Source organism: Mesorhizobium sp. M0518 (assembly GCF_040321125.1).
Lineage (GTDB): Bacteria > Pseudomonadota > Alphaproteobacteria > Rhizobiales > Rhizobiaceae > Mesorhizobium.
The window spans coordinates 302,235-322,361 of the sequence record NZ_JAMYQY010000006.1; the positions used below are offsets into that span (position 1 = coordinate 302,235).

Sequence of the window (20,127 nt, forward strand, 5' to 3'; positions counted from 1 at the left end):
AGCGATGGCAAAGGGGAATCACAAGAGAGGACACGGCAAGCCGCGGACCCACAGCCTGCTGGAGCACTACCAGCCGATCGACGGCGTCGTCGACGAGATGGTCGATGCGTCAGGCAATCCTCGCCCGGCCTGGAAGCATTTTGTCGAGGCGCTCGAGGAACTTGGCGCTGAAAAGCTCGGCCAGCGCTTTGCCCGCGCCGACCAGTATCTGCGCGATGCCGGCGTTTATTACCGCGTCTATGACAAGGCCGGTGCCAATGAGCGCGAATGGCCGCTGGCGCATGTCCCGGTTCTCATCGAGGAGAGCGAGTGGGCGGCGATCAGCGCCGGCCTCGTGCAGCGCGCCGAACTGTTCGAGGAAACCATCGCCGATATCTACGGGCCGAACCGGCTGGTCGAGAAAGGTATCCTGCCGGCGGGATTGATCGCCGCCAGCCCCGAATATTTGCGGCCTGTCGTCGGCACCAGGCCGGCCGGCGGCCACTTCCTGCATTTCTGCGCCTTCGAGCTCGGCCGTGGACCTGACGGCCAGTGGTGGGTGCTGGGCGATCGCACGCAGGCGCCGTCCGGCGCCGGTTTCGCACTGGAAAACCGCGTCGCCACCACACGCGCGCTGTCCGACATCTATGGCGAGATGCATGTGCACCGCCTTGCCGGCTTTTTCCGCCGTTTTCGCGATGCGTTGATCGGCATGGCCAAGGAGACCGACGGCCGCGTCGCCATCCTGACGCCGGGGCCGCTCAACGAAACCTATTACGAACACGCCTACATCGCCCGCTACCTCGGCATCATGCTGCTCGAAGGCGAGGATTTGACCGTCTCCGGCAGCCGGCTGATGGTGCGCACGGTTTCCGGCCTGATGCCGATCAGCGTGTTGTGGCGGCGGCTCGACGCCGCTTTCGCCGACCCGCTCGAACTGCGCCCGGATTCGCAGATCGGAACGCCGGGCCTGGTCGAGGCGATCCGCCAGGGCGCGGTTGCTACCGTCAATGCGCTGGGCTCCGGCCTGATGGAGACGCGCGCGCTGCTTGCCTTCCTGCCCAAGATTTCACGGGCCTTGCGTGGCGAGGAATTGCTGCTGCCAAGTGTCGCGACATGGTGGTGCGGGCAAGCTACCGAGCGCGCGCATGTGCTGGCCAATATCGATCGCATGGTGATCGGGCCGGCGCTGTCGACGAGGCTTGCCTTCGAGGACGACGATTCAACGAAGCTAGGCTCGGCTCTGTCGGCCGGGGAGCGGGCGGAACTGGTGGCGCGCATTGAACGTGATGGCGGCGATTTCGTCGGCCAGGAAGCGGTGACGCTTTCGACGACGCCCGTCTATGTCGGCGGCTGGCTGGAGCCGCGGCCAGCGAGCCTGCGCGTCTACCTGGCGCGAACGCCGGAGGGCTGGACGGTGATGCCGGGCGGTTTTGCCCGTATCGGCCTGTCGCTCGACCCGACGGCGATCGCCATGCAGCGTGGCGGCCAGGCGGCGGATGTCTGGGTTGTCAGCGACAAACCGGTGGAGCGCGAGACGCTGCTGCCGCAAGAAGGCGACAGTTTCAGCCGCACCAGGCCCGGCAGCCTGCCCAGTCGCGCGGCGGAGAACCTGACCTGGCTCGGCCGCTATATCGAGCGCTCGGAAGACACGGTGCGCATCCTGCGCGCCTACCATGTGCGGCTGGCCGAAACCTCCGACCCGGATATGCCGCTGCTCGCCGACATCAGGGATTATCTCGAACCTTTCGGCATCGATGTGGAGACAGCGATCCCGTCAGGGCTGATCGGCACGCTGGATAGCGCGGTCTACAGTGCCGGGCAGATCCGCGACCGCTTCTCGCCCGATGGCTGGCTGGCGCTGAAGGACCTGTCGAAAACCATCCATCAGTTCGCAACGACGGTCGCGCCCGGCGACGACGCGACCCGGGCGATGACAGTCATCCTGCGTAAGCTCGCCGGCTTTTCCGGCCTGCTGCACGAGAACATGTACCGCTTCGCCGGTTGGCGCTTCCTCGAGATTGGCCGCCGGCTGGAGCGCGGTATCCAGATCTCCCGCACGCTGTCGCGGCTGACCAGCGCCAAGGCGCCGGACGGCGCGCTCGACATGATGCTGGAAATCGGCGACAGCGTGATGACCCATCGCCGCCAATATCCGGTGCAGGCCGGTCGGCGCACGGTGATCGACCTGCTGGCGCTCGATCCGCTTAACCCGCGCTCCATCCTGTTCCAACTTGAAAGGCTGAAGGCCGAAATCGGCCTGTTGCCGTCGCTCGGCGGGGAGGGGCAAATGTCGCCGGCGGCGAAGGAAATCCTGCAGCTCAACACCCAGATCGCCATCAAGGAGCCTTCGGACATGACCGCAAAGGCGCTGGACGACCTCGCCTATGAAATCGGCGGCCTCTACAACAGCCTCGCCAAAGCCTATTTCGGATAAAGCATGCTCTACGACATCAGGCTTCATCTGCATTACGATTACGCTGCGGCGGCCGGCGGCGGTCGTCATCAGGTGCGCGTACTGCCGTCGACGATATCAGGCGTGCAGCGTGTCATCGCCGCATCCCTGTCCTTTGCGCCGGCACCCAACGAGCGTTCCGACTTTTCCGATTTCTTCGGCAACAACGTCACCTCGATCGCCTTTCGCGACGCGCATGACGCGCTCGACATCAGGATGAGCGCCCGCGTGTCGGTGTCTCGGCCCGAGCCCGGGCTCGACGTGTCGCCCGATATCGCCCGGCTGAGGCAGGAGCTCGCCGCGGTGCGGTCTCTGGCACCTGATGCACCGCACCATTTCCTGACGGCCAGCACCCATGCCGGCATCGACGATGCGATCACCGCTTACGCACGCGACAGCATCGCCGGCTCTGCCGCCGGCACGGTCATGAGCCTGTGCAATCGCATCCATCGCGATTTCACCTATGACGGCGAAGCGACAACGGTGCGGACCCGGGCCAGTGATGCCTTCAAGTTGAAGCGCGGCGTTTGCCAGGACTTTTCGCACATCATGATCGCCGGCCTGCGCGGGCTCGGTATTCCGGCCGGCTATGTCAGCGGATTCTTGCGCACCATCCCGCCGAAGGGCAAGCCCCGGCTGGAAGGCGCCGATGCCATGCATGCCTGGGTCAAGGTCTGGTGCGGGCGCGATGCAGGCTGGCAGGAATTCGACCCGACCAACGGCATGCGGGCCAGCAACGACCATATCACCGTCGGCCACGGCCGCGACTATTCGGACGTGGCGCCGATCGTCGGCGTGCTCAAGACCACGGGGGGACAGGTTGGCGAGCAAGCTGTCGACGTCATTCCCGTCGTGCTCGAAAGAGCCTGAAGCAGGTCGTACACGCAGCGGTATTTGCGCCGCAATTCGGGATGGACAAGACTGCTTCTCAAATACCGATGCGGCCGCTAGTCTGTATTCGTTTCGGGGTGACGGTAGTTGTATCCTCAAGCGCATGGCGCGAGGGTTTGTAATTGAGAGCAATCAGCGTCGTCATTCCTGCCTGTAACGCGGCGGCGACCATCGCTGCAACGCTGGCGTCGCTACGCAGCGAGGCCGAGATCATCGGCGAGATCTTGCTGGTCGACGACGCGTCGACCGATGGGACGGCAACTATCGCGCGGGAGGCCGCGGCACAACTGTCGTTGCCGCTGCGCGTGCTGTCGGCCAAATGCCGCGATGCAGGCGGTGCCCGCAATTTGGCGCTGGCCGAAGCGGTCTATTCCTGGGTCTACCTGATCGATGCCGACGACCTGCATCTGCGGGGCGGGTTGCGCGCACTGCTCCGCAAGGCCCGGGAGCAGCCGGAGGCCGACATGATCGTCGGTGCCTACCGGCGACGGGTGAACGGCCAGGACCGGCAGATCAAGATGCCGAACGGCTACCAGGCTGCGTGCCTGGCAAATGCTTCGGCCTATGTCAAAGGCGACATACGTTCGGTCGCCGTGGGCAGCGTTCTGGCATCCCGGACGCTGATCGGCGAGACGCGGTTCCCGATCGGAATGGCCTATGACGAGGACACGCTGTTCTGGGCACGGCTGATGAGCAAGGCATCGCTCGCCATGGTTTCGCAACCTGTCATGGTCTACGAGGTTTCGCCGGTACGTTCCGATGACCGCTTTGCCCTCAATCCGGTGCGGCGCTTCCTGGACTGGCGCCGGGAACTGCGCACACTCACCGACTGCAACATCCCGTTGTCGGCCCTCAAGGCCAGGGAAGGCCTTGTCGCCCTCAAGATCGCCCGGGTCCACTATGCGCGCGGCGATCTGGGCACCGCGGCGCGCTTCCTGGCGGTAGCCGCGGCCGCGCCAAAGCGGCGCTCAGAAGCTTGGCGCTGCCTGCGCTACAGGTTCAAGCTCGCGGCGCGGCGGCGTTTGTCCGCGCCGCCGATCAAGCTGGAAGGCGCTCTGTAGGCGCCAGCCAACACGATATCGGCGCGAGACGCTTTTCGGACGGCGCGTGGAACCAGCGGTCGGCCAGTGGCTTATCTACGGAATTCGCGTGGAGCCGACATGTTGCAAAAATCCGGATTGTCGCCCAGCCGACCGGCTGGCCAGGATGCTGTGTCGCCAGATGGCGCGCCCAAAAACGGGGCACAAAGCTCGGCCGACCATGCGTCGCTTAGCTATGTCAGTGATGCTGAGCCCGGTATCCGGCGGCTGAAAACAGGCAAGGGGTTTTCCTACCAGGGACCGGACGGAGGGACAGTTTCGGACACTACCAGGGCCCGCATCGAGGCGATCGTCATTCCGCCGGCCTGGACGGATGTGTGGATTTCGCCGGACGCGGACGGCCATATCCAGGCAACCGGCAGGGACCAGCGCGGGCGCAAGCAATACCGCTATCATCCGCAATGGGCCGAAGAGCGCGATGGTGCCAAATATTCGAGCCTGGTTGCTTTCGCCGAGAGCCTGCCGGACCTGCGGCACAGGATCGACAGCGATCTGCGCCGTCGTGGCCTGCCGTTCGAGCGTGTCGTCGCCGCGGTCGTCTGGCTGCTCGACAACACGATGATCCGCGTCGGCAATGCCGCCTACGCCCGTGACAACAAGAGTTTCGGGTTGACCACGTTGCGCGACCGGCATGTGGATATTGTCGGTTCAAGCCTGCGCTTTGCCTTCAAGGGCAAGTCGGGCAAGGAGTGGAAGCTGAAGCTGGTCGACCGCCGCATCGCCAGGATTGTGCGCGGCGCGCAGGACCTGCCAGGCCAGAAGCTGTTCCAGTATCTCGATGAGGACGGCAACAGGCGGCCGGTCCGCTCCGAGGACGTCAACCGCTATATCCGTGAGGCGGTCGGTGACGCCTTCAGTTCGAAGCATTTCCGCACCTGGGGCGGCACCATTCACGCCGCGTCGCTGTTTGCCCAAACGGAACTGCCGCAAAGCCAGGCGCAGCGAAACAGGGCGATGAACAGCGTTATCGACAAGGTTGCCGAGCGGCTGGGCAATACGCGTGCCGTCTGCCGCAAATGCTATATCCACCCGCGGGTCTTCGAAGCGTGGTCGCAGGGGCGGTTGCTGAATGAAATGGCGCAAGCCAACAAACGCAAACGCTCAATCGATGGTCTCGATGACGAGGAAGCTCTCGTGCTGCGATGGCTGAAACCGCGAGAAAGCTGACCAGCGCGGCCGGCCGTGGCCAAATCCGCCACATCTGGATTTTTTTATCGACGTGGTGTCGGGATCGGTCTTACTGTTTCGTCCTTTGACAGAGAAAAGGACCAGCCATGCTCTACGCAATCCTCTGCTATGCTTCCGAAGATGTCGTCTGCTCCTGGAGCAAGGCACAGGACGACGAGGTCATGGCCAATATCCTCGGCGTTCAGGAAAAATATGCCAAGGCCGGCCGGCTTGGCCCGGTGGCACGGCTTCTGCCGACGACCGCCGCGACGACCCTGAGAAAGGTCAAGGGTGAATCGGTCGTCATCGATGGGCCGTTCGCCGAGACCAAGGAACAGTTTCTCGGCTTCTACACGCTCGAATGCGCTGATCTCGACGAGGCGGTGGAGTTCGCCCGCGAGCTTTCCGAGATCAACCCGAGCGGTGGGTCGTATGAAATCCGGCCGGTTTCGGTCTTTAACCCAACAAGGGTTTCCGCATGACCGAAATGGCCTGGATAAGCTCCGCGATCAGCGCCGCCCGCCCGCAGGCCATGGGTGCGCTGCTGCGTTATTTCCGCGATCTCGATACGGCGGAGGAAGCTTTCCAGGACGCGTGCCTCAGGGCGCTGAAGAACTGGCCGCAGAACGGGCCGCCGCGCGACCCGGCGGCCTGGTTGATCTTCGTCGGTCGCAACAGCGGCATCGATGCGGTGCGCAAGCGCGCCAAGCAGGCGCCGATGCCGGAGGAAGACCAGGTTTCCGATCTGGAAGACGCCGAGAGCGATATCGCCGAGCGGCTGGACGGGGCGCACTACCGCGACGACATATTGCGGCTGCTGTTCATCTGCTGCCATCCTGATCTGCCGGCAACGCAGCAGATCGCGGTGGCGCTGCGCATCGTCTCCGGTCTTACGGTCAAGCAGATCGCGCGCGCCTTCCTGGTTGGCGAAAGTGCCATGGAGCAGCGCATCACTCGCGCCAAGGCGCGCATTGCGGACGCCGGCGTGCCGTTCGAGACGCCGGGCGCGGTCGAGCGGTCGGAACGGCTCGCCGCCGTCGCCGCCATGGTCTACTTGGTCTTCAACGAGGGCTATTCGACCAACAGCGGCGAGGCGCCGGCCCGCGCACCGCTGTGCGAGGAGGCAATCCGGCTGGCACGGCTGTTGCTGCGGCTGTTTCAGACCGAGCCGGAGATCATGGGGCTGACGGCGCTGTTGCTTCTGCAGCATGCGCGCGCACCGGCCCGTTTCGACGAGAGCGGCGAGATCGTGCTGCTCGAAGACCAGGATCGCAGCCTGTGGAGCCGCAAGATGATCGATGAGGGGCTGGCGCTGGTCGACAAGGCGCTGCGCCATCGCAAGCCCGGCCCCTACCAGGTGCAAGCGGCGATTGCCGCGCTGCATGCGCGGGCCGAAAAGGCCGAGGACACCGACTGGAACGAGATCGATCTGCTCTATCGCTTGCTCGAGCAGATGCAGCCGTCGCCGGTGGTCACGCTCAACCGGGCCGTCGCGGTCTCGAAGGTGCGTGGACCGGCAGAGGCGCTCGCCATGATCGAGCCGCTGGAAGAACGGCTTTCCGGCTATTTCCATTTTTTCGGTCTCAAGGGCGGCCTTTTGATGCAACTCGACCGGGGCGACGAGGCGCGCGTCGCCTTCGACCGCGCCATAGCGCTTGCGAACACGGCGGCGGAAGCTGCCCATATCCGCATGCATATCGACCGGCTGGTCAAGGACGGTGCGGTACGCCCAGCGGCCAAGAAGGCAAACTGAGCGCCATCTGGCTCAATCGTGCAGTTTGGGCTTAGACCATGCCGGGGTGGTGATTTTCCCTTGAACCGAGTAATGCCACGCGATGATCGTGCCTGAGGTGCCTTTGTGCACGCGGGCAGCATGGCGCCAGGCTTTGACCGGCGTGCCTTTTGTGCATGTCGTTGTCCCAAAACCGCTGGGCACTTTTGGGCGACATGCATTATGAGCGACTGGATCTGAAAGGGACAAGAATGACGATAGGCAAGGAAACGACCGAACTGCTGGCGAAACTGGGTGTGGCCAAGGAGACGCTGGTCGGCGGCGACCTGATCGTGCGCAGCCCGGTGACGGGCGAGCAGATCGCGGCGCTGAAGACGATCTCACCGGCTGACGCGGCCAAGGTGATCGATGCCGCGCACAAGGCCTTCCAGGCCTGGCGCATGGTGCCAGGCCCGCGGCGTGGCGAACTGGTGCGGCTGCTCGGCGAGGAGCTGCGTACGCACAAGGCCGAGCTTGGCCGGCTGGTCTCGATCGAGGTCGGCAAGATCCCGTCCGAGGGGCTCGGCGAAGTGCAGGAGATGATCGACATCTGTGATTTCGCCGTAGGCCTCTCCCGGCAATTGTACGGCCTGACCATCGCCACCGAGCGCCCAGGCCATCGAATGATGGAAACCTGGCATCCGCTCGGCGTCGTCGGCGTCATTTCCGCCTTCAACTTCCCGGTGGCTGTGTGGTCGTGGAATGCCGCCCTGGCACTGGTCTGCGGCGACGCAGTGGTGTGGAAGCCGTCGGAAAAGACGCCGCTGACCGCACTTGCTTGCGAAGCCATCTTCAAACGTGCGGTCAAGCGCTTCGGCGCGGACGCACCTGATGGCCTGGCGCCGGTGCTGATCGGCGATCGCGCCGTCGGCGAGATACTGGTCGATCACCCTAAAGTGCCGCTGGTTTCGGCGACCGGCTCGACCCGCATGGGCCGCGACGTCGGCCCGCGGCTGGCCAAGCGCTTTGCGCGCGCTGTGCTGGAACTCGGCGGGAACAATGCAGGCATCGTCTGCCCGACCGCCGATCTCGACATGGCGCTGCGCGCGATTGCGTTTGGAGCGATGGGCACGGCCGGCCAGCGCTGCACGACGCTGCGGCGCCTGTTCGTGCATGACAGCGTCTACGACGCCTTGGTTCCGCGCCTCAAAAAGGCCTACGAGAGTGTGTCTGTCGGCAATCCGCTGGAGACCTCCTCGCTGGTCGGGCCGCTGATCGACAAGGCGGCCTTCGATGCCATGCAGAAGGCGCTGAAGGAAGCCGCCGCCCATGACGGCAAGGTGACCGGCGGCACGCGGGTCGAGAACGGCCACCCCGATGCCTACTACGTGCACCCGGCGCTGGTCGAAATGCCAAGCCAGGTATCCCCGGTGACGGAAGAGACCTTCGCGCCGATCCTCTATGTGATGAAATATTCGGATTTCGACGCCGTGCTCCACGAGCACAATGCGGTGGGCGCCGGCCTGTCGTCGTCCATCTTCACCCGAGACCTGCAGGAATCCGAGCGTTTCCTGGGTGTCGACGGATCGGATTGCGGCATTGCCAATGTCAACATCGGCACCTCGGGCGCCGAGATCGGCGGTGCCTTTGGCGGCGAAAAGGAAACCGGGGGCGGCCGCGAGAGCGGCTCCGACGCATGGAAGGCCTATATGCGGCGCGCCACCAACACGGTGAACTATTCCAAGGCGCTGCCGCTCGCCCAGGGCGTGTCGTTCGACATCGACTGAAGGGCTCGCCGGCTTGGGCATCCCGCACGGGGGATGCCCACCGGTCAGCTGCCTGCTGGCGAGTCAAAGGCCTTGACGAACGCGGCATCGATGATAGCCAGCTTGACGGCCTGGGCGGTCATGTACTCCCGGTAGAAATCGCCCGACACCCACATCACCGAATTGCCGCGCTGGCCAAGCCAGCCAACGCTGCCGAGGTCTTCGGCATCCCGCAGTTTGCGTGCCAGGTGGGTTCGCGACAGCTTGAGCCATTTGGCGAAATCGCCGATCGAGACGACGCCAGTCGGTATTGCAGCGAGGCCGGCATGGTCGGGATCGACGCCCGATATCAGCCAGTCCATGACGACGCCGCCATTGTTAAGCCAGGTGAACAGCGAAAAGGTCTGCTTGGGCTCGCGCACGGGACTGGAGGAGATCAGCCCGTCAGCCACCAGCGGTTGCACCCTGGCGAGCGCATAGGGCCGCTCCAGAAACGTTGCCAGACGGTTCGCGCCGTCGAGACTGTCCAGTGTGTGCAGATGAGCCATCATCCAGCCGGCGAGCGTGTCCAGCGTGTTCACTGTAGGCTGTATGGGGCGGATGCGGCCATCCTGAGCTGCCGAGAGGTGCTCGATGAAATTGTAGTGCAGCATCTCCTTGAGGAAGGCGTCGGCGGTGTTGCGGCTGGCGACGGAATTCTCCCGGATGACGTCGATGAAACGCGCCGCCGTCAACTGCTTGCGGTAGTCATCGGGCTCCCGTCTGAAATGCAGGGCAAGGCCGATATGCGCCATCAGCCAACGCTGCTGGGTGGCAAATATCGAGGCAAGCCTCGGGTTCGTCTCGTAGGTCTGGATAAGCGCCTGCGCCTGGGCACGGACACAGCGATGCAATGCCGGGTGACCGGCAATATGGTCCAAGGTCAGCGCCATTCTCCCCCCGTGCGTCAAGCCCCCCAACGCGAAGACGCAGATCACATTTCAGCCTTCAAGGCCCGTGTCCAGACGCGCCCGCTCTATAACAGGTTATGATCGCCAGTAGACAATGTTCACGGCCCGGGCAGATATCGATCGCGCCGATCCTTCAGCGGTCTTCCGGAGCTGGAAAACAGGCGTCGAAGGCCGCATCGACAATGGCCAGCTTGGCGGCCTGGACGGTCATGTACTCCTGGTAGAAAGTGTTCGATAACCACATCACCGAATGGCCGCGCTGGCCGAGCCAGCCGATGCTGCCGAGTTCCTCGGCAGCGCGCAGCTTGCGGGCGAGGTGGGTCCGCGACAGCTTGAGCCATCTGGCGAAATCTCCGATCGAAACCACGCTGGTCGGAATCCGGTCCAGGCCGGCATGATCGGGGTCGATGCCCGACATCAGCCAGTCCATGACGATGCCGCCATTGTTGAGCCAGATGAACAGGGAAAAAGTCTGGTTGGGCTCGCGCACCGGCTTGGAGGCAAGCAGGCCGTCCGCCACCAGAGGCTGCAGCCTGACAACCATGTCGGGCCGCTCCAGGAACCTGGCCAGCCGGTTGCCACCGTCGAGATGATCCAGCGTCTGCAGATGGGCAAGAACCCAGCCGGTGAAAGTCTGCACGGTTGCCGCCGTTGGCTGCAAAGGGTGCGTGCGCCCGTCGCCACCCGAAACATACTCGGCGACATGATAGTGCAGCATCTCCTTGATGAAAGCGTCCGCCGTGTTGCGGCTGGCCACCGCGTGCTGGTGTACGAACTCGATGAAACGCGATACCGTCAGCTCCTTGCGGCGGTCGTGCGGATCGCGCCTGAAATGCATGGCAAGGCCGACATGACCCATCAGCCAACGCTGCTGCGTGGCGAAAATGGAAGCCAGTCGCGGGCTCGTTTCATAGATGTTGATCAGCGCCAACGACTGTGCCTGGACACAGCGATGCAGGGCCGGATGGCCGGCAATGTCTTCCAGATTCAGCGCCATCCTCCTCATGTTCCGAGTTAACTCCAACAGCGGAGTCGCGTCTACATTTTCCAGCCTTCGATAGCTGTGTCCAGAGGCACCAAATGCGAAGAGCAAGCCCAACCCGAACATGGGGCCGGCCACGATCGGTTCATGGGATCCGCTAACCGATTGCTATGGCTTGGAAAACCCCTCCCAATAATAGTCAGCCGGAGGGCCGCCCGTTGAATTGACGTTCACCAGAGCCCGGCATAGTTTCCGCGACATCCGAGCGGCGGGGGCACGCCTTCCCGGAAGTGAGTTCGAAAGCAGAAGCCAATTAACGAGCGATGAAATCTCGCGCGGTGGCGAAGTTTTGCCGAACTCTACCTCGAAGGACGAGTGATTGAGTGAAGTATACAAGCAAGATCGCGGTTGGCAGGGATAACGACTGTCACCCAGTTTTCGGTGAGCTGGCAGCCCGTAAGGGATGGTTGATCCTGTTTGCCGTCTCGGCGTGCCTGTGGCTTCAAGCCGGCGCGTTTGCGCAGACAGCCAGCCAGATCACGCCGCCCAGCTTTCGGCCGCCGCCGGCAGCCAACACGGCAGGTGTTTCCATTCCCGAAGGTGAGGGCCTCGAGGCGCCGGCGGGCGCCGGGAAGCTCAGGGTCAAGCTCGGGGATGTCAGGGTCGAAGGCGGCTTGCCCGACATGGCTGACGCAACACGCAAGATCGTTGCCGGCCTTGCGCACCGCACGGTGACGGCGGCGGAAATCTTTGCCGCGGCGCGAAAACTCGAAACCGAATATGGACGGGCCGGCTATGCGCTGGCGCGGGTGGTGCTGCCGGCGCAGAAGCTCAACGACGGCGCAGGGCTCCGGCTGGTCGTCGTCGACGGCTTTCTCGAACGGATCGACACCAGCAATCTGCCCGAGCGCATACGCGGGCGGGTCGAGGCAACGCTGGCGCCGCTCGTTGGACAAAAGAGCATCAAGCTGTCGGCGATCAAACGCAAGCTGCTGCTGGCTGGCGATACGCCCGGGGCCCGGCTGCGCTCAACCTTGCAGGCCGGAACAGCCAAAGGCGCCAGCGTGCTGGTCATCGATGGCAAATATCGCCCGATCGGCGGCCAGGCGACCGGGGACAACTCGCTATCGCCGTCGTTGCAGCGCTGGTCTACGGGCGTCGGCGTCGATTTCAACTCATTGCTCGGCCTCGGCGAACTCGTCTATGTCAGGGCAGGCGGCTACCCCGATGGCGGCGAGAGTGGCCTGTTCACGGATGGCCCACGCAATCGCAACTATGCCGCGGGCATCGTCGTGCCGATCGGCTATGACGGGCTGACGCTCAACCTGGAAGCCAGCCGCACGCAGGCCAATCCGACAGCCGAGCCCGGCACGCTCGGCTTCGGCAGCGCCTTCGAGCGTTATTCGGCGCGGCTTCGATATCCCTGGATCCGCAGCCGTGCGCTTACGATCAGCACCGAACTGTCCTTCGACGTGCAGAACGACACGCTCGACGCGGTGACGCCGATTTCGCTGCCGATCGCCGAGGACCGGCTGCGCATTGCCCGGCTCGGTCTCGACGGCATCTGGTTCACACCGCTTGGCGGCGTCTTCATCGGCAACGTCGTTGCGTCCTTCGGTATCGATGGGCTCGGCGCGCGTTCAGCCGCCGATGCGACGCCGCTGCTGCCACTGTCGCGTCAAGGCGCCGACGCCGATTTCCAGAAGCTGGAGGTCTCGGCCAGCTACAGCCAGCCGCTGGCCACCCATCTCGGCCTCGATCTCTACGCCCGCGCGCAGACCTCGTTTGGCAAGCCGCTGCTGCAGTCCGAACAGATCGGGCTGGTCGGCGCGAACGGTCTGTCGAGCTTCGACGCGGGCGCGCTGCAGGGCGATGCCGGCTATGTGCTGCGCGGCGAGCTGTCCTCACCCTGGTACGTGCCGTTCACTGGCGGCATCGTTTTGTTGTCGCCCTACGTGTTCGGCGCTGTCGGCCAGGTCCATCTCGAAATGCCGACCGCGCTCGAGACGGCCAACATCGTCGGCGCGTCATACGGGCTTGGCCTGAAGGTCGGCACCGCGCTGGCGGGCGACGCGACCAACGCCAGCCTGACGCTGGAATGGGGCCGCCAGCATCGTGACAACCATCTGCCGACAAGCGATCGCTTTTCGCTCAGCGGCGCCGTCCAATTCTAGAGAGATGACCATGCAGCGCAAAGCCCACCTCCCACGGCGGCACCTGAACCGCACCGGCGCGCCGTTGATGGCGCTGCTTTTGACGTCGACGGCGCTTGTCGGCTTCACGTCGGCGCGGGCACAGGAACTGCCGACCGGCGGCAGCGTAGCATCCGGCGGCGTCACCATCGCCAACCCATCGTCGTCGCAACTGAACATCAGGCAGTCGACCAGTTCGGCGATCGTCAACTGGCAGAGTTTTTCGATCGGTGCCGGCGCGACAGTCACTATCGACCAGCCATCATCCTCGGCAACGATGCTGAACCGCGTCACCGGCGGTACCAAATCGACCATTGCAGGCCAGCTCAATGCCAATGGCCAGGTGTTCCTGGTCAATCCCAACGGCATTGCCATCTCCAAGACCGGCAAGGTTAGTGCCGCCGGCTTCGTCGCGTCCTCGCTGGGCATCAGCGACGAGGATTTTGAGGCCGGAAAGCTGGAGTTCGAAGGCAATGGAGCTTCCGCTGCCGTCTCCAACCAGGGTGCGATCAGCATCGGGCGTGGCGGCTATGCCGCATTGATCGGTGGCAGCGTCGACAATGCCGGCTCGATCACCGTGCCGCTTGGAAAGGTCGGGCTCGGATCGGGTGAGAAGGCGGCGCTTGATTTGTCCGGCGACGGCTTCCTGCAGGTCTCCGTGCCGACCAAGGCTGACGGCAGCAATGCGCTGGTCAGCAATTCCGGACGTATCAGTGCCGATGGCGGGCTGGTCGAACTCAAGGCGGCAGCCGTGCGTAATGCAGCACGCCAGGCCGTCAACATGTCCGGTGTCATCGAGGCACGCACGGTGTCAGGTCAATCCGGCGCCATCGTACTCGGCGGCGATGAAGGCTCGGTCGAAATCACCGGCATGCTCGACGCTTCGGCCAAGGCCGGCGGCAAGGGCGGCAAGGTCACGGTCACCGGCCGCAAACTGAAGCTCAAAGCCGCCAAGGTCGATGCCTCGGGCAAGGATGGCGGCGGCAGCGTCAGGATCGGCGGTGACAAGCAGGGCAAGGGCACCTTGCAACGCGCGGTCACAACCGAGATCGATGCGAAGACGACAATCAGTGCCGATGCGACCGGCAACGGCACCGGCGGCACGGTCATCGTCTGGTCGGACGAGCAAACAAAGTTCGCCGGCAAGATTTCCGCACGCGGCGGTGATGACGGCGGCAATGGCGGCTTTGCGGAAGTGTCCGGCAAGCAGCGCCTCGACTTCACCGGTGAGGTCGATCTGCGCGCCCGCTTCGGCGACACCGGTGACCTTTTGCTCGATCCCTACAACGTCACTATATCGAACGCTGCCGGCAACACCGGCGGCAGTATGTCCGCCAACACCAATGACAGCGTCATCAACGTCACCACGCTGCAGAACCTTCTTGCAACGGCAAACGTCACCATCTCGACCGGCAGTGGCGGTTCGCAGGCTGGCGACATCACCATTGCAGCACCGATCGCCTGGAACACCAACACGCTGACGCTCAGCGCCTCTCATTCGATCGTCTTCAATGCGAACGCCACGATCGGCGGCGTCGGCGGACTGGCGCTCATCACCAACAATGGCGGCACCGGCGGCACGATCTCCTATGCCTTGGGCGCATCGGCAACCTTCACCGGCACGCCCGGTGCGCAGGCGCTGTCGGTCAACGGCCAGAGCTACACGCTGATCTATGATGTCAACGGCCTGCAGGCGATCAACAGCGGGCTCACCGGCAGCTACGCGCTGGCCAAGAATATCGATGCCAGCTCCACGTCCAGCTGGAATAGCGGTCTCGGCTTCATATCGCTGGGCACCGACGGCAACAGCAACATCCAGAATGGCGGCAACGGCTTCACCGGCTCGTTCGACGGGCTCGGCCACACCGTCGACAGCCTGTCGGTGACGCAGTCCGCTGCCCAGTATGTCGGCCTATTCGGCTATATCGGCGCGGGCGGCCTGGTCCAGAATGTCGGCGTCACCAATGTGACGGTCCGGGGGTTTAGGACCCTTGGCGGGATCGCCGGGTTCAATGCCGGCACGGTGGCCCAGAGTTATTCGACTGGTCAGCTGTTCACCACGCAATACGGGTCCACCTCAGGCGGTCTGATCGGCGAGAACGATGGCGCACTCTCCGACAGCTTCTCGACAGTGGTCATCAACGCACGCGACACAAATGCCGCGGGCGGCGCGGTGGGCTTCAACAATTTCGGCACCATCGATCGCGTCTATGCCATGGGCGCTGTCGATATCGGCAGCGGCGGCGCGGCCGTCGGCGGCCTCGTCGGATCGAATTATGGCTATTCGTTTGTCGGCGAGGGCGGCAGGATAACCGACAGCTATTCGACCGGCGCGGTCAGCGGCGGATGGAATGTCGGCGCGTTCATCGGCAACAACCTTTACGATGGCGTGATCACGGGCGCGTACGACACGTCGACATCCGGCCCCTACAACACCACATCCAGCGCCAAGCCTGCGATCGGCGGTGGCACCACCGGCCCCAATGTCAATGTCGTCGGCCTGTCGACCTCCAGCTTCCAGAATGGCGGCGCCAATGGACTGAGTGCCGCCTTTGGCGGCGGGACTGGCGGCCTCTATCCCTATCTGAAGAGCTTCTACCCCAATGGCGTCCAGGCGATCTCCGGAATTGCTTACAAGGATGCCGGCAACACGCCGCTGATTTCCGGTACCGGCCAACCCTATTACACAAAGAATCCCGGGCTGGTGTCCGTCGTCTCCGGCGGCGTGAACCTCGGCACAGTCTCGACCGGCGTCAACGGCTACTATTATCTCGCTCTGCCGGCCGGCGCGGTCTCGAACTCGGTGCTCGCTTACACCGTTGCCGAAGCGGACTCGGGCGCCAAGAATGGCGTGACCTTCCGGACCGGCCTGTCCGGCAGCAATGTCTCGAACCTCAACGTCTATGGCGACTGGCGGCTCGACGAGGCGGATGGCTCGATCGCCTCGCTGTCGGCGCTGAGCAGCGCCTATAGCGCGGCGATTGGGTCAACCTCTGTCGGCAGCCTGTCCTTCGCCAATCGCCAGATTGAAACCGCAGCAGCCACCTTCGCCCTCAACCAGGCGCTGTCGGTCGGCACCGGCACGCTGGCGCTGTCGTCGAACGGCGTGGTGACGCAGACTAGTGGCCTGACGGCGGCGTCGCTGGTTCTCGGTGGCACGGGTAGCTTCACCCTGACCAACGCCGGCAACCAGGTCGGCAACGTCGCCGGCAGCGCCGGTTCCGTCGATCTGCGCGATGGTGCAAGCCTGACGATCGCCAGTGCTTCCAGCGCCCGTGGGGTTATGGCGACCGGGGTGAACACCACCGGTTCGGTGAAGCTTCAGACGACGGGCGATTTGACCATTGCGGCAAATGCGACAATCAGCGGAACGGATCCAGTGCTCTCGGCCGCTGGCCTGTTCGTCAACAACCGGGGCAGTGACGCCGTCGCCGCCACTAGCGGACGCTGGCTGATCTATGCGGCAAATCCCACCGGCAATACATTCGGCAATCTGGACAGTGGCAACACGGCCGTCTGGAACACGTCGGCGGGTGGTCCGGTGAGTGCGACAGGCAACCGCTATGTCTTTGCCTATCAGCCGACACTGACCTTCAAGTCTAGCAATGCGACCAAAATCTATGGCGATACCGCCCTGCCGGCACTGACCTATTCAGTGGCGGGCTACCAGGCGGGCGTGATCGGCGCCTATCTCGGCGACACCGCCGCCACGACCTTCAGCGGTGGCCCAAGCGTCACGTCCGTCAACCCGCCGGGCAATACACAGGTCGGAGCAGGATCCTATGCAATCACCGTCGGCGCCGGCAATCTCGCGGCGTTGAGCGGCTATGGCTTCGCCTACAACAGCGCGGGCCTGCTTACCATCGGCAAGCGCGCGGTGACGGTGACGGTGACGCCGGGCCAGGGCAAGATCTATGGCGATGCCAATCCATCATCCTATGCATACACCGTTTCGGATCTCGGCGCCGGCACGGCTCTGGTCGGTAGCCTTAGCCGCACGGCAGGGAACAGCGCCGGGACTTATGCCATCAACCAGGGCAGCATCACCAACACCAGCAATTCGAACTACGACATCACCTATGTCGACGCCAATTTCACCATCGCCAAGCGCGCGATCACGGTAACGGCCGATGCCAAGAGCCGTACCTATGGCAACTCCAATCCGACGCTGACCTGTCAACTCACAACAGGCAGCCTCGTCAGTGGCGACAGCTTGGGCGGTTCGCTGACGACATCGGCGACGACGGCATCCGGTGTCGGCAGCTATGGCATCACGCAGGGGACGCTCAACAACAACAACTATGCGATCAGCTATGTCGGCGCCAATCTGTCGGTTACGTCGCGCGCGATCACGGTGACGGCGAATGCCAAGAGCCGTGCCTATGGCGACGCCAATCCGGCGCTGACCTATCAGCTGACATCAGGCAATTTCGTCAATGGCGACAGCCTGAGCGGCGCACTGGCAACAACGGCGACGACGGCATCCGGTGTCGGCAGCTACGGCATCACGCAGGGCACACTCGCCAACGGCAACTATACGATCAGCTATGTCGGCGCCAATCTGTCGGTGGCGAAGCGCGCCATCACGGTGACAGCCGATGCCAAGAGCCGCATCTATGGCGATGCCATTCCAACGCTGACCTATCAGCTGACCACGGGCAATTTCGTCAATGGCGACAGCCTGAGCGGCGCGCTGGCGACGTCGGCCACGACAGCATCCGGTGTCGGCAGTTACGGCATCACGCAAGGCACACTCGCCAACAGCAACTATGCGATCAGCTATGCCGGCGCCAATCTGTCGGTGACGAAACGGGCGATCACGGTGACGGCCGATGCCAAGAGCCGCATCTATGGCGACGCCAATCCGGCGCTGACCTATCAGCTGACCTCGGGCAATTTCGTCAATGGCGACAGTCTCGCCGGTGCGCTCGCTACAACGGCCACGACAGCATCCGGTGTCGGCAGCTACGGCATCACGCAAGGCACACTCGCCAACAGCAATTATGCGATCAGCTATGTCGGCGGCAATCTCGCGTTGACCCCGCGCGCGATCACGGTGACGGCCGATGCCAAGAGCCGCATTTATGGCGATGCCAACCCGGCGCTGACCTATCAGCTGACATCAGGCAATTTCGTCAATGGCGACAGCCTGAACGGTGCGCTGGCGACTTCGGCAACGACAGCATCCGGTGTCGGCAGCTACGGCATCACGCAGGGCACACTCGCCAACAGCAACTACGCGATCAGCTATGTCGGCGGAAACCTGTCAGTGGCACAGCGCGCGATTACGGTGACGGCCGATGCCAAGAGCCGTGTCTATGGCGATGACAATCCAACGCTGACCTATCAGCTGACCTCGGGCGATTTCGCCAATGGCGACAGTCTGAGCGGTGCGCTGGCAACGACCGCCACGGCATCATCCGATGTCGGCGGCTACAGCATCACGCAAGGCACGCTTGCCAACGGCAATTACGCCATCAGCTATATCGGCGCGGACCTTTCGGTGACACAGCGCGCCATCACGGTCACGGCCGATGCGGGCCAGAGCAAGATCTATGGGGACAGTGATCCGCTGTCCTACGGCTATGCGGTTTCCGGTCTTGGCGGCGGGACGGCGCTGGTCGGCACGCTTGATCGCGCCGAGGGCGAGAATGTCGGGACCTATGACATTGGCCGCGGCACCCTCAGCGATGCTGCCAACGGCAATTACGACATCACCTATGTCGGTGCCGGTTTCAGCATCGGCAAGCGATCCGTGACCGTCACTGCCAGCTCGGGTCAGGGCAAGACCTACGGCAATGCCGATCCGTCGTCCTATGGCTACACCTTCACCGATCTCGGCAATGGCGCGGCGCTGGTTGGCGCTCTCGACCGCACGACCGGCGAAGATGTCGGCGCCTATCAGATCGGGCAGGGCACACTCGCCAACGCGGCCAACTCGAACTACGACATCAGCTATGTCGGCGCCGATTTCAGCATTGGCAGGCGTGCCGTGACAGTCACGGCCAATTCGGGCCAGGGCAAGATTTACGGCGATGCCGACCCCTCCTCCTATGGCTACACCAGCACCGATCTCGGCAGTGGTGTGGCGTTGGTCGGCGCTCTCGATCGCGCCTTGGGAGAGAACGCCGGAGCCTACGCGATCGGCCAGGGCACGCTCACCGACAACGCCAATGCGAACTACGAGATCAGCTATGCCGGTGCCGACTTCAGCATCGGCAAGCGGGCGATCACTGTGGTGGCGGATGCGCAGAGCCGGCCGCAAGGCATGCCCAATCCGCCACTCACCTATTCGATCGGCGGTCTGGGGTTGGTCAACGGGGATACATTCCTTGGCGCGCTCTCGACTGAGGCGACACCCGCTAGCCCTGCTGGCAACTATGCCATCGAACAGGGGAGCCTGACCCTCTCGGCCAACTATGAGCTGACCTATGTCGGTGCCGATCTGGTGGTCTCGCCGCCCAACACCATGCCGGCACCGGATGCGGCCAGCACGGTCGCGTACAACGCCGATGCCCATGCTGCCGGCGGGCCGGCTCGGGTTTTCTTCACCGGGCAGCCGGTGGATGGCGATGCGCAAACGCTGGTCGAAGACCCGCGGCTTGACGGTCCCGCCTTCTGCCAGGGCGTGACGGACGCAGCTTCCGTCTGCAGCGTTGCCTCGGTCCGGTAGAAAATGGGGACGCCTTGACCGCGTTGCCGGCGAGACTGTCGGGCAGCTATCCCATCGCCCAGGGCGGCATCACCAACGCCGCCAATCCGAACGGCGATATCACCTATGACCTAATGCCATGGCCGCCTGGGACCCGGCCGTCCTTGCCGCCTTTGCCACGGTCCGGTGAGCGTGCGGGCGACCACGATTTGACGCGGTCAATTATCACCTCTCACATCAGCGCTACTTCGTCAGCCGATCATGCACGATGAAACCGGCCGG

At 63.8% G+C, this 20,127-nt stretch carries 11 protein-coding genes; 9 read left to right on the forward strand and 2 right to left on the reverse strand.

The features are described 5' to 3' along the window. Positions 1-4 precede the first annotated feature (4 nt). From NKI66_RS11710 to amaB, 7 genes are all read left to right on the forward strand, one after another. The gene (locus NKI66_RS11710) at positions 5-2,416 is read left to right on the forward strand and encodes a circularly permuted type 2 ATP-grasp protein (protein WP_352736226.1); all 2,412 of its coding nucleotides are present in this window, start codon (positions 5-7) and stop codon (positions 2,414-2,416) included. 3 nt (positions 2,417-2,419) lie between these two features. Continuing rightward, positions 2,420-3,304 carry a transglutaminase family protein gene (locus NKI66_RS11715; protein WP_127290352.1) on the forward strand — a complete coding sequence of 295 codons (885 nt, stop codon included), beginning with the start codon at positions 2,420-2,422 and terminating at the stop codon, positions 3,302-3,304. Positions 3,305-3,447: 143 nt separating this feature from the next. Continuing rightward, positions 3,448-4,386 carry a glycosyltransferase family 2 protein gene (locus tag NKI66_RS11720; protein ID WP_352751672.1) on the forward strand — a complete coding sequence of 313 codons (939 nt, stop codon included), beginning with the start codon at positions 3,448-3,450 and terminating at the stop codon, positions 4,384-4,386. A gap of 99 nt (positions 4,387-4,485) precedes the next feature. After that, complete coding sequence (locus NKI66_RS11725; RefSeq protein WP_352751674.1) at positions 4,486-5,592, forward strand: DNA topoisomerase IB; 1,107 nt, start codon at positions 4,486-4,488, stop codon at positions 5,590-5,592. Positions 5,593-5,699: 107 nt separating this feature from the next. Further along, positions 5,700-6,074, forward strand: a complete 375-nt coding sequence (locus tag NKI66_RS11730) for a YciI family protein (RefSeq protein WP_352751676.1) — start codon at positions 5,700-5,702, stop codon at positions 6,072-6,074. Then, positions 6,071-7,345, forward strand: coding sequence for an RNA polymerase sigma factor (locus NKI66_RS11735; protein ID WP_352751678.1), 1,275 nt, complete (start codon positions 6,071-6,073; stop codon positions 7,343-7,345). The genes NKI66_RS11730 and NKI66_RS11735 overlap by 4 nt, the downstream gene beginning before the upstream one ends. Positions 7,346-7,575: 230 nt before the next feature. Continuing rightward, positions 7,576-9,090: an L-piperidine-6-carboxylate dehydrogenase gene (gene amaB, locus NKI66_RS11740; RefSeq protein ID WP_502895292.1), complete on the forward strand. Its 1,515-nt coding sequence runs from the start codon at positions 7,576-7,578 to the stop codon at positions 9,088-9,090. A gap of 44 nt (positions 9,091-9,134) precedes the next feature. Here the strand turns inward: amaB and NKI66_RS11745 are convergent, their stop codons facing one another. Next, on the reverse strand, positions 9,135-10,001 hold the full coding sequence (locus NKI66_RS11745) for a hypothetical protein (protein WP_352441921.1): 867 nt from the start codon (positions 9,999-10,001) through the stop codon (positions 9,135-9,137). A gap of 151 nt (positions 10,002-10,152) precedes the next feature. Then, positions 10,153-11,016: a hypothetical protein gene (locus tag NKI66_RS11750; RefSeq protein WP_352441922.1), complete on the reverse strand. Its 864-nt coding sequence runs from the start codon at positions 11,014-11,016 to the stop codon at positions 10,153-10,155. Positions 11,017-11,384: 368 nt separating this feature from the next. On the opposite strand from NKI66_RS11750, the gene NKI66_RS11755 reads away from it, so the two are divergent. Together NKI66_RS11755 and NKI66_RS11760 are read left to right on the forward strand one after the other, a co-directional pair. Next, the gene (locus NKI66_RS11755) at positions 11,385-13,175 is read left to right on the forward strand and encodes a ShlB/FhaC/HecB family hemolysin secretion/activation protein (protein ID WP_352751680.1); all 1,791 of its coding nucleotides are present in this window, start codon (positions 11,385-11,387) and stop codon (positions 13,173-13,175) included. A 10-nt stretch (positions 13,176-13,185) separates the two neighbouring features. Then, the gene (locus NKI66_RS11760) at positions 13,186-19,866 is read left to right on the forward strand and encodes an MBG domain-containing protein (protein WP_352751682.1); all 6,681 of its coding nucleotides are present in this window, start codon (positions 13,186-13,188) and stop codon (positions 19,864-19,866) included. The last annotated feature ends 261 nt before the right edge of the window (positions 19,867-20,127 follow it).

Excerpts from the sequence above, each read along its gene's own strand:
- NKI66_RS11730 (WP_352751676.1), top strand. The coding sequence starts at position 5,700 with ATGCTCTACGCAATCCTCTGCTATGCTTCCGAAGATGTCGTCTGCTCC.
- NKI66_RS11760 (WP_352751682.1), top strand. The coding sequence starts at position 13,186 with ATGCAGCGCAAAGCCCACCTCCCACGGCGGCACCTGAACCGCACCGGC.
- NKI66_RS11735 (WP_352751678.1), top strand. The coding sequence starts at position 6,071 with ATGACCGAAATGGCCTGGATAAGCTCCGCGATCAGCGCCGCCCGCCCG.
- NKI66_RS11725 (WP_352751674.1), top strand. The coding sequence starts at position 4,486 with ATGTTGCAAAAATCCGGATTGTCGCCCAGCCGACCGGCTGGCCAGGAT.
- amaB (WP_502895292.1), top strand. The coding sequence starts at position 7,576 with ATGACGATAGGCAAGGAAACGACCGAACTGCTGGCGAAACTGGGTGTG.
- NKI66_RS11715 (WP_127290352.1), top strand. The coding sequence starts at position 2,420 with ATGCTCTACGACATCAGGCTTCATCTGCATTACGATTACGCTGCGGCG.
- NKI66_RS11710 (WP_352736226.1), top strand. The coding sequence starts at position 5 with ATGGCAAAGGGGAATCACAAGAGAGGACACGGCAAGCCGCGGACCCAC.
- NKI66_RS11750 (WP_352441922.1), bottom strand. The coding sequence starts at position 11,016 with ATGGCGCTGAATCTGGAAGACATTGCCGGCCATCCGGCCCTGCATCGC.
- NKI66_RS11745 (WP_352441921.1), bottom strand. The coding sequence starts at position 10,001 with ATGGCGCTGACCTTGGACCATATTGCCGGTCACCCGGCATTGCATCGC.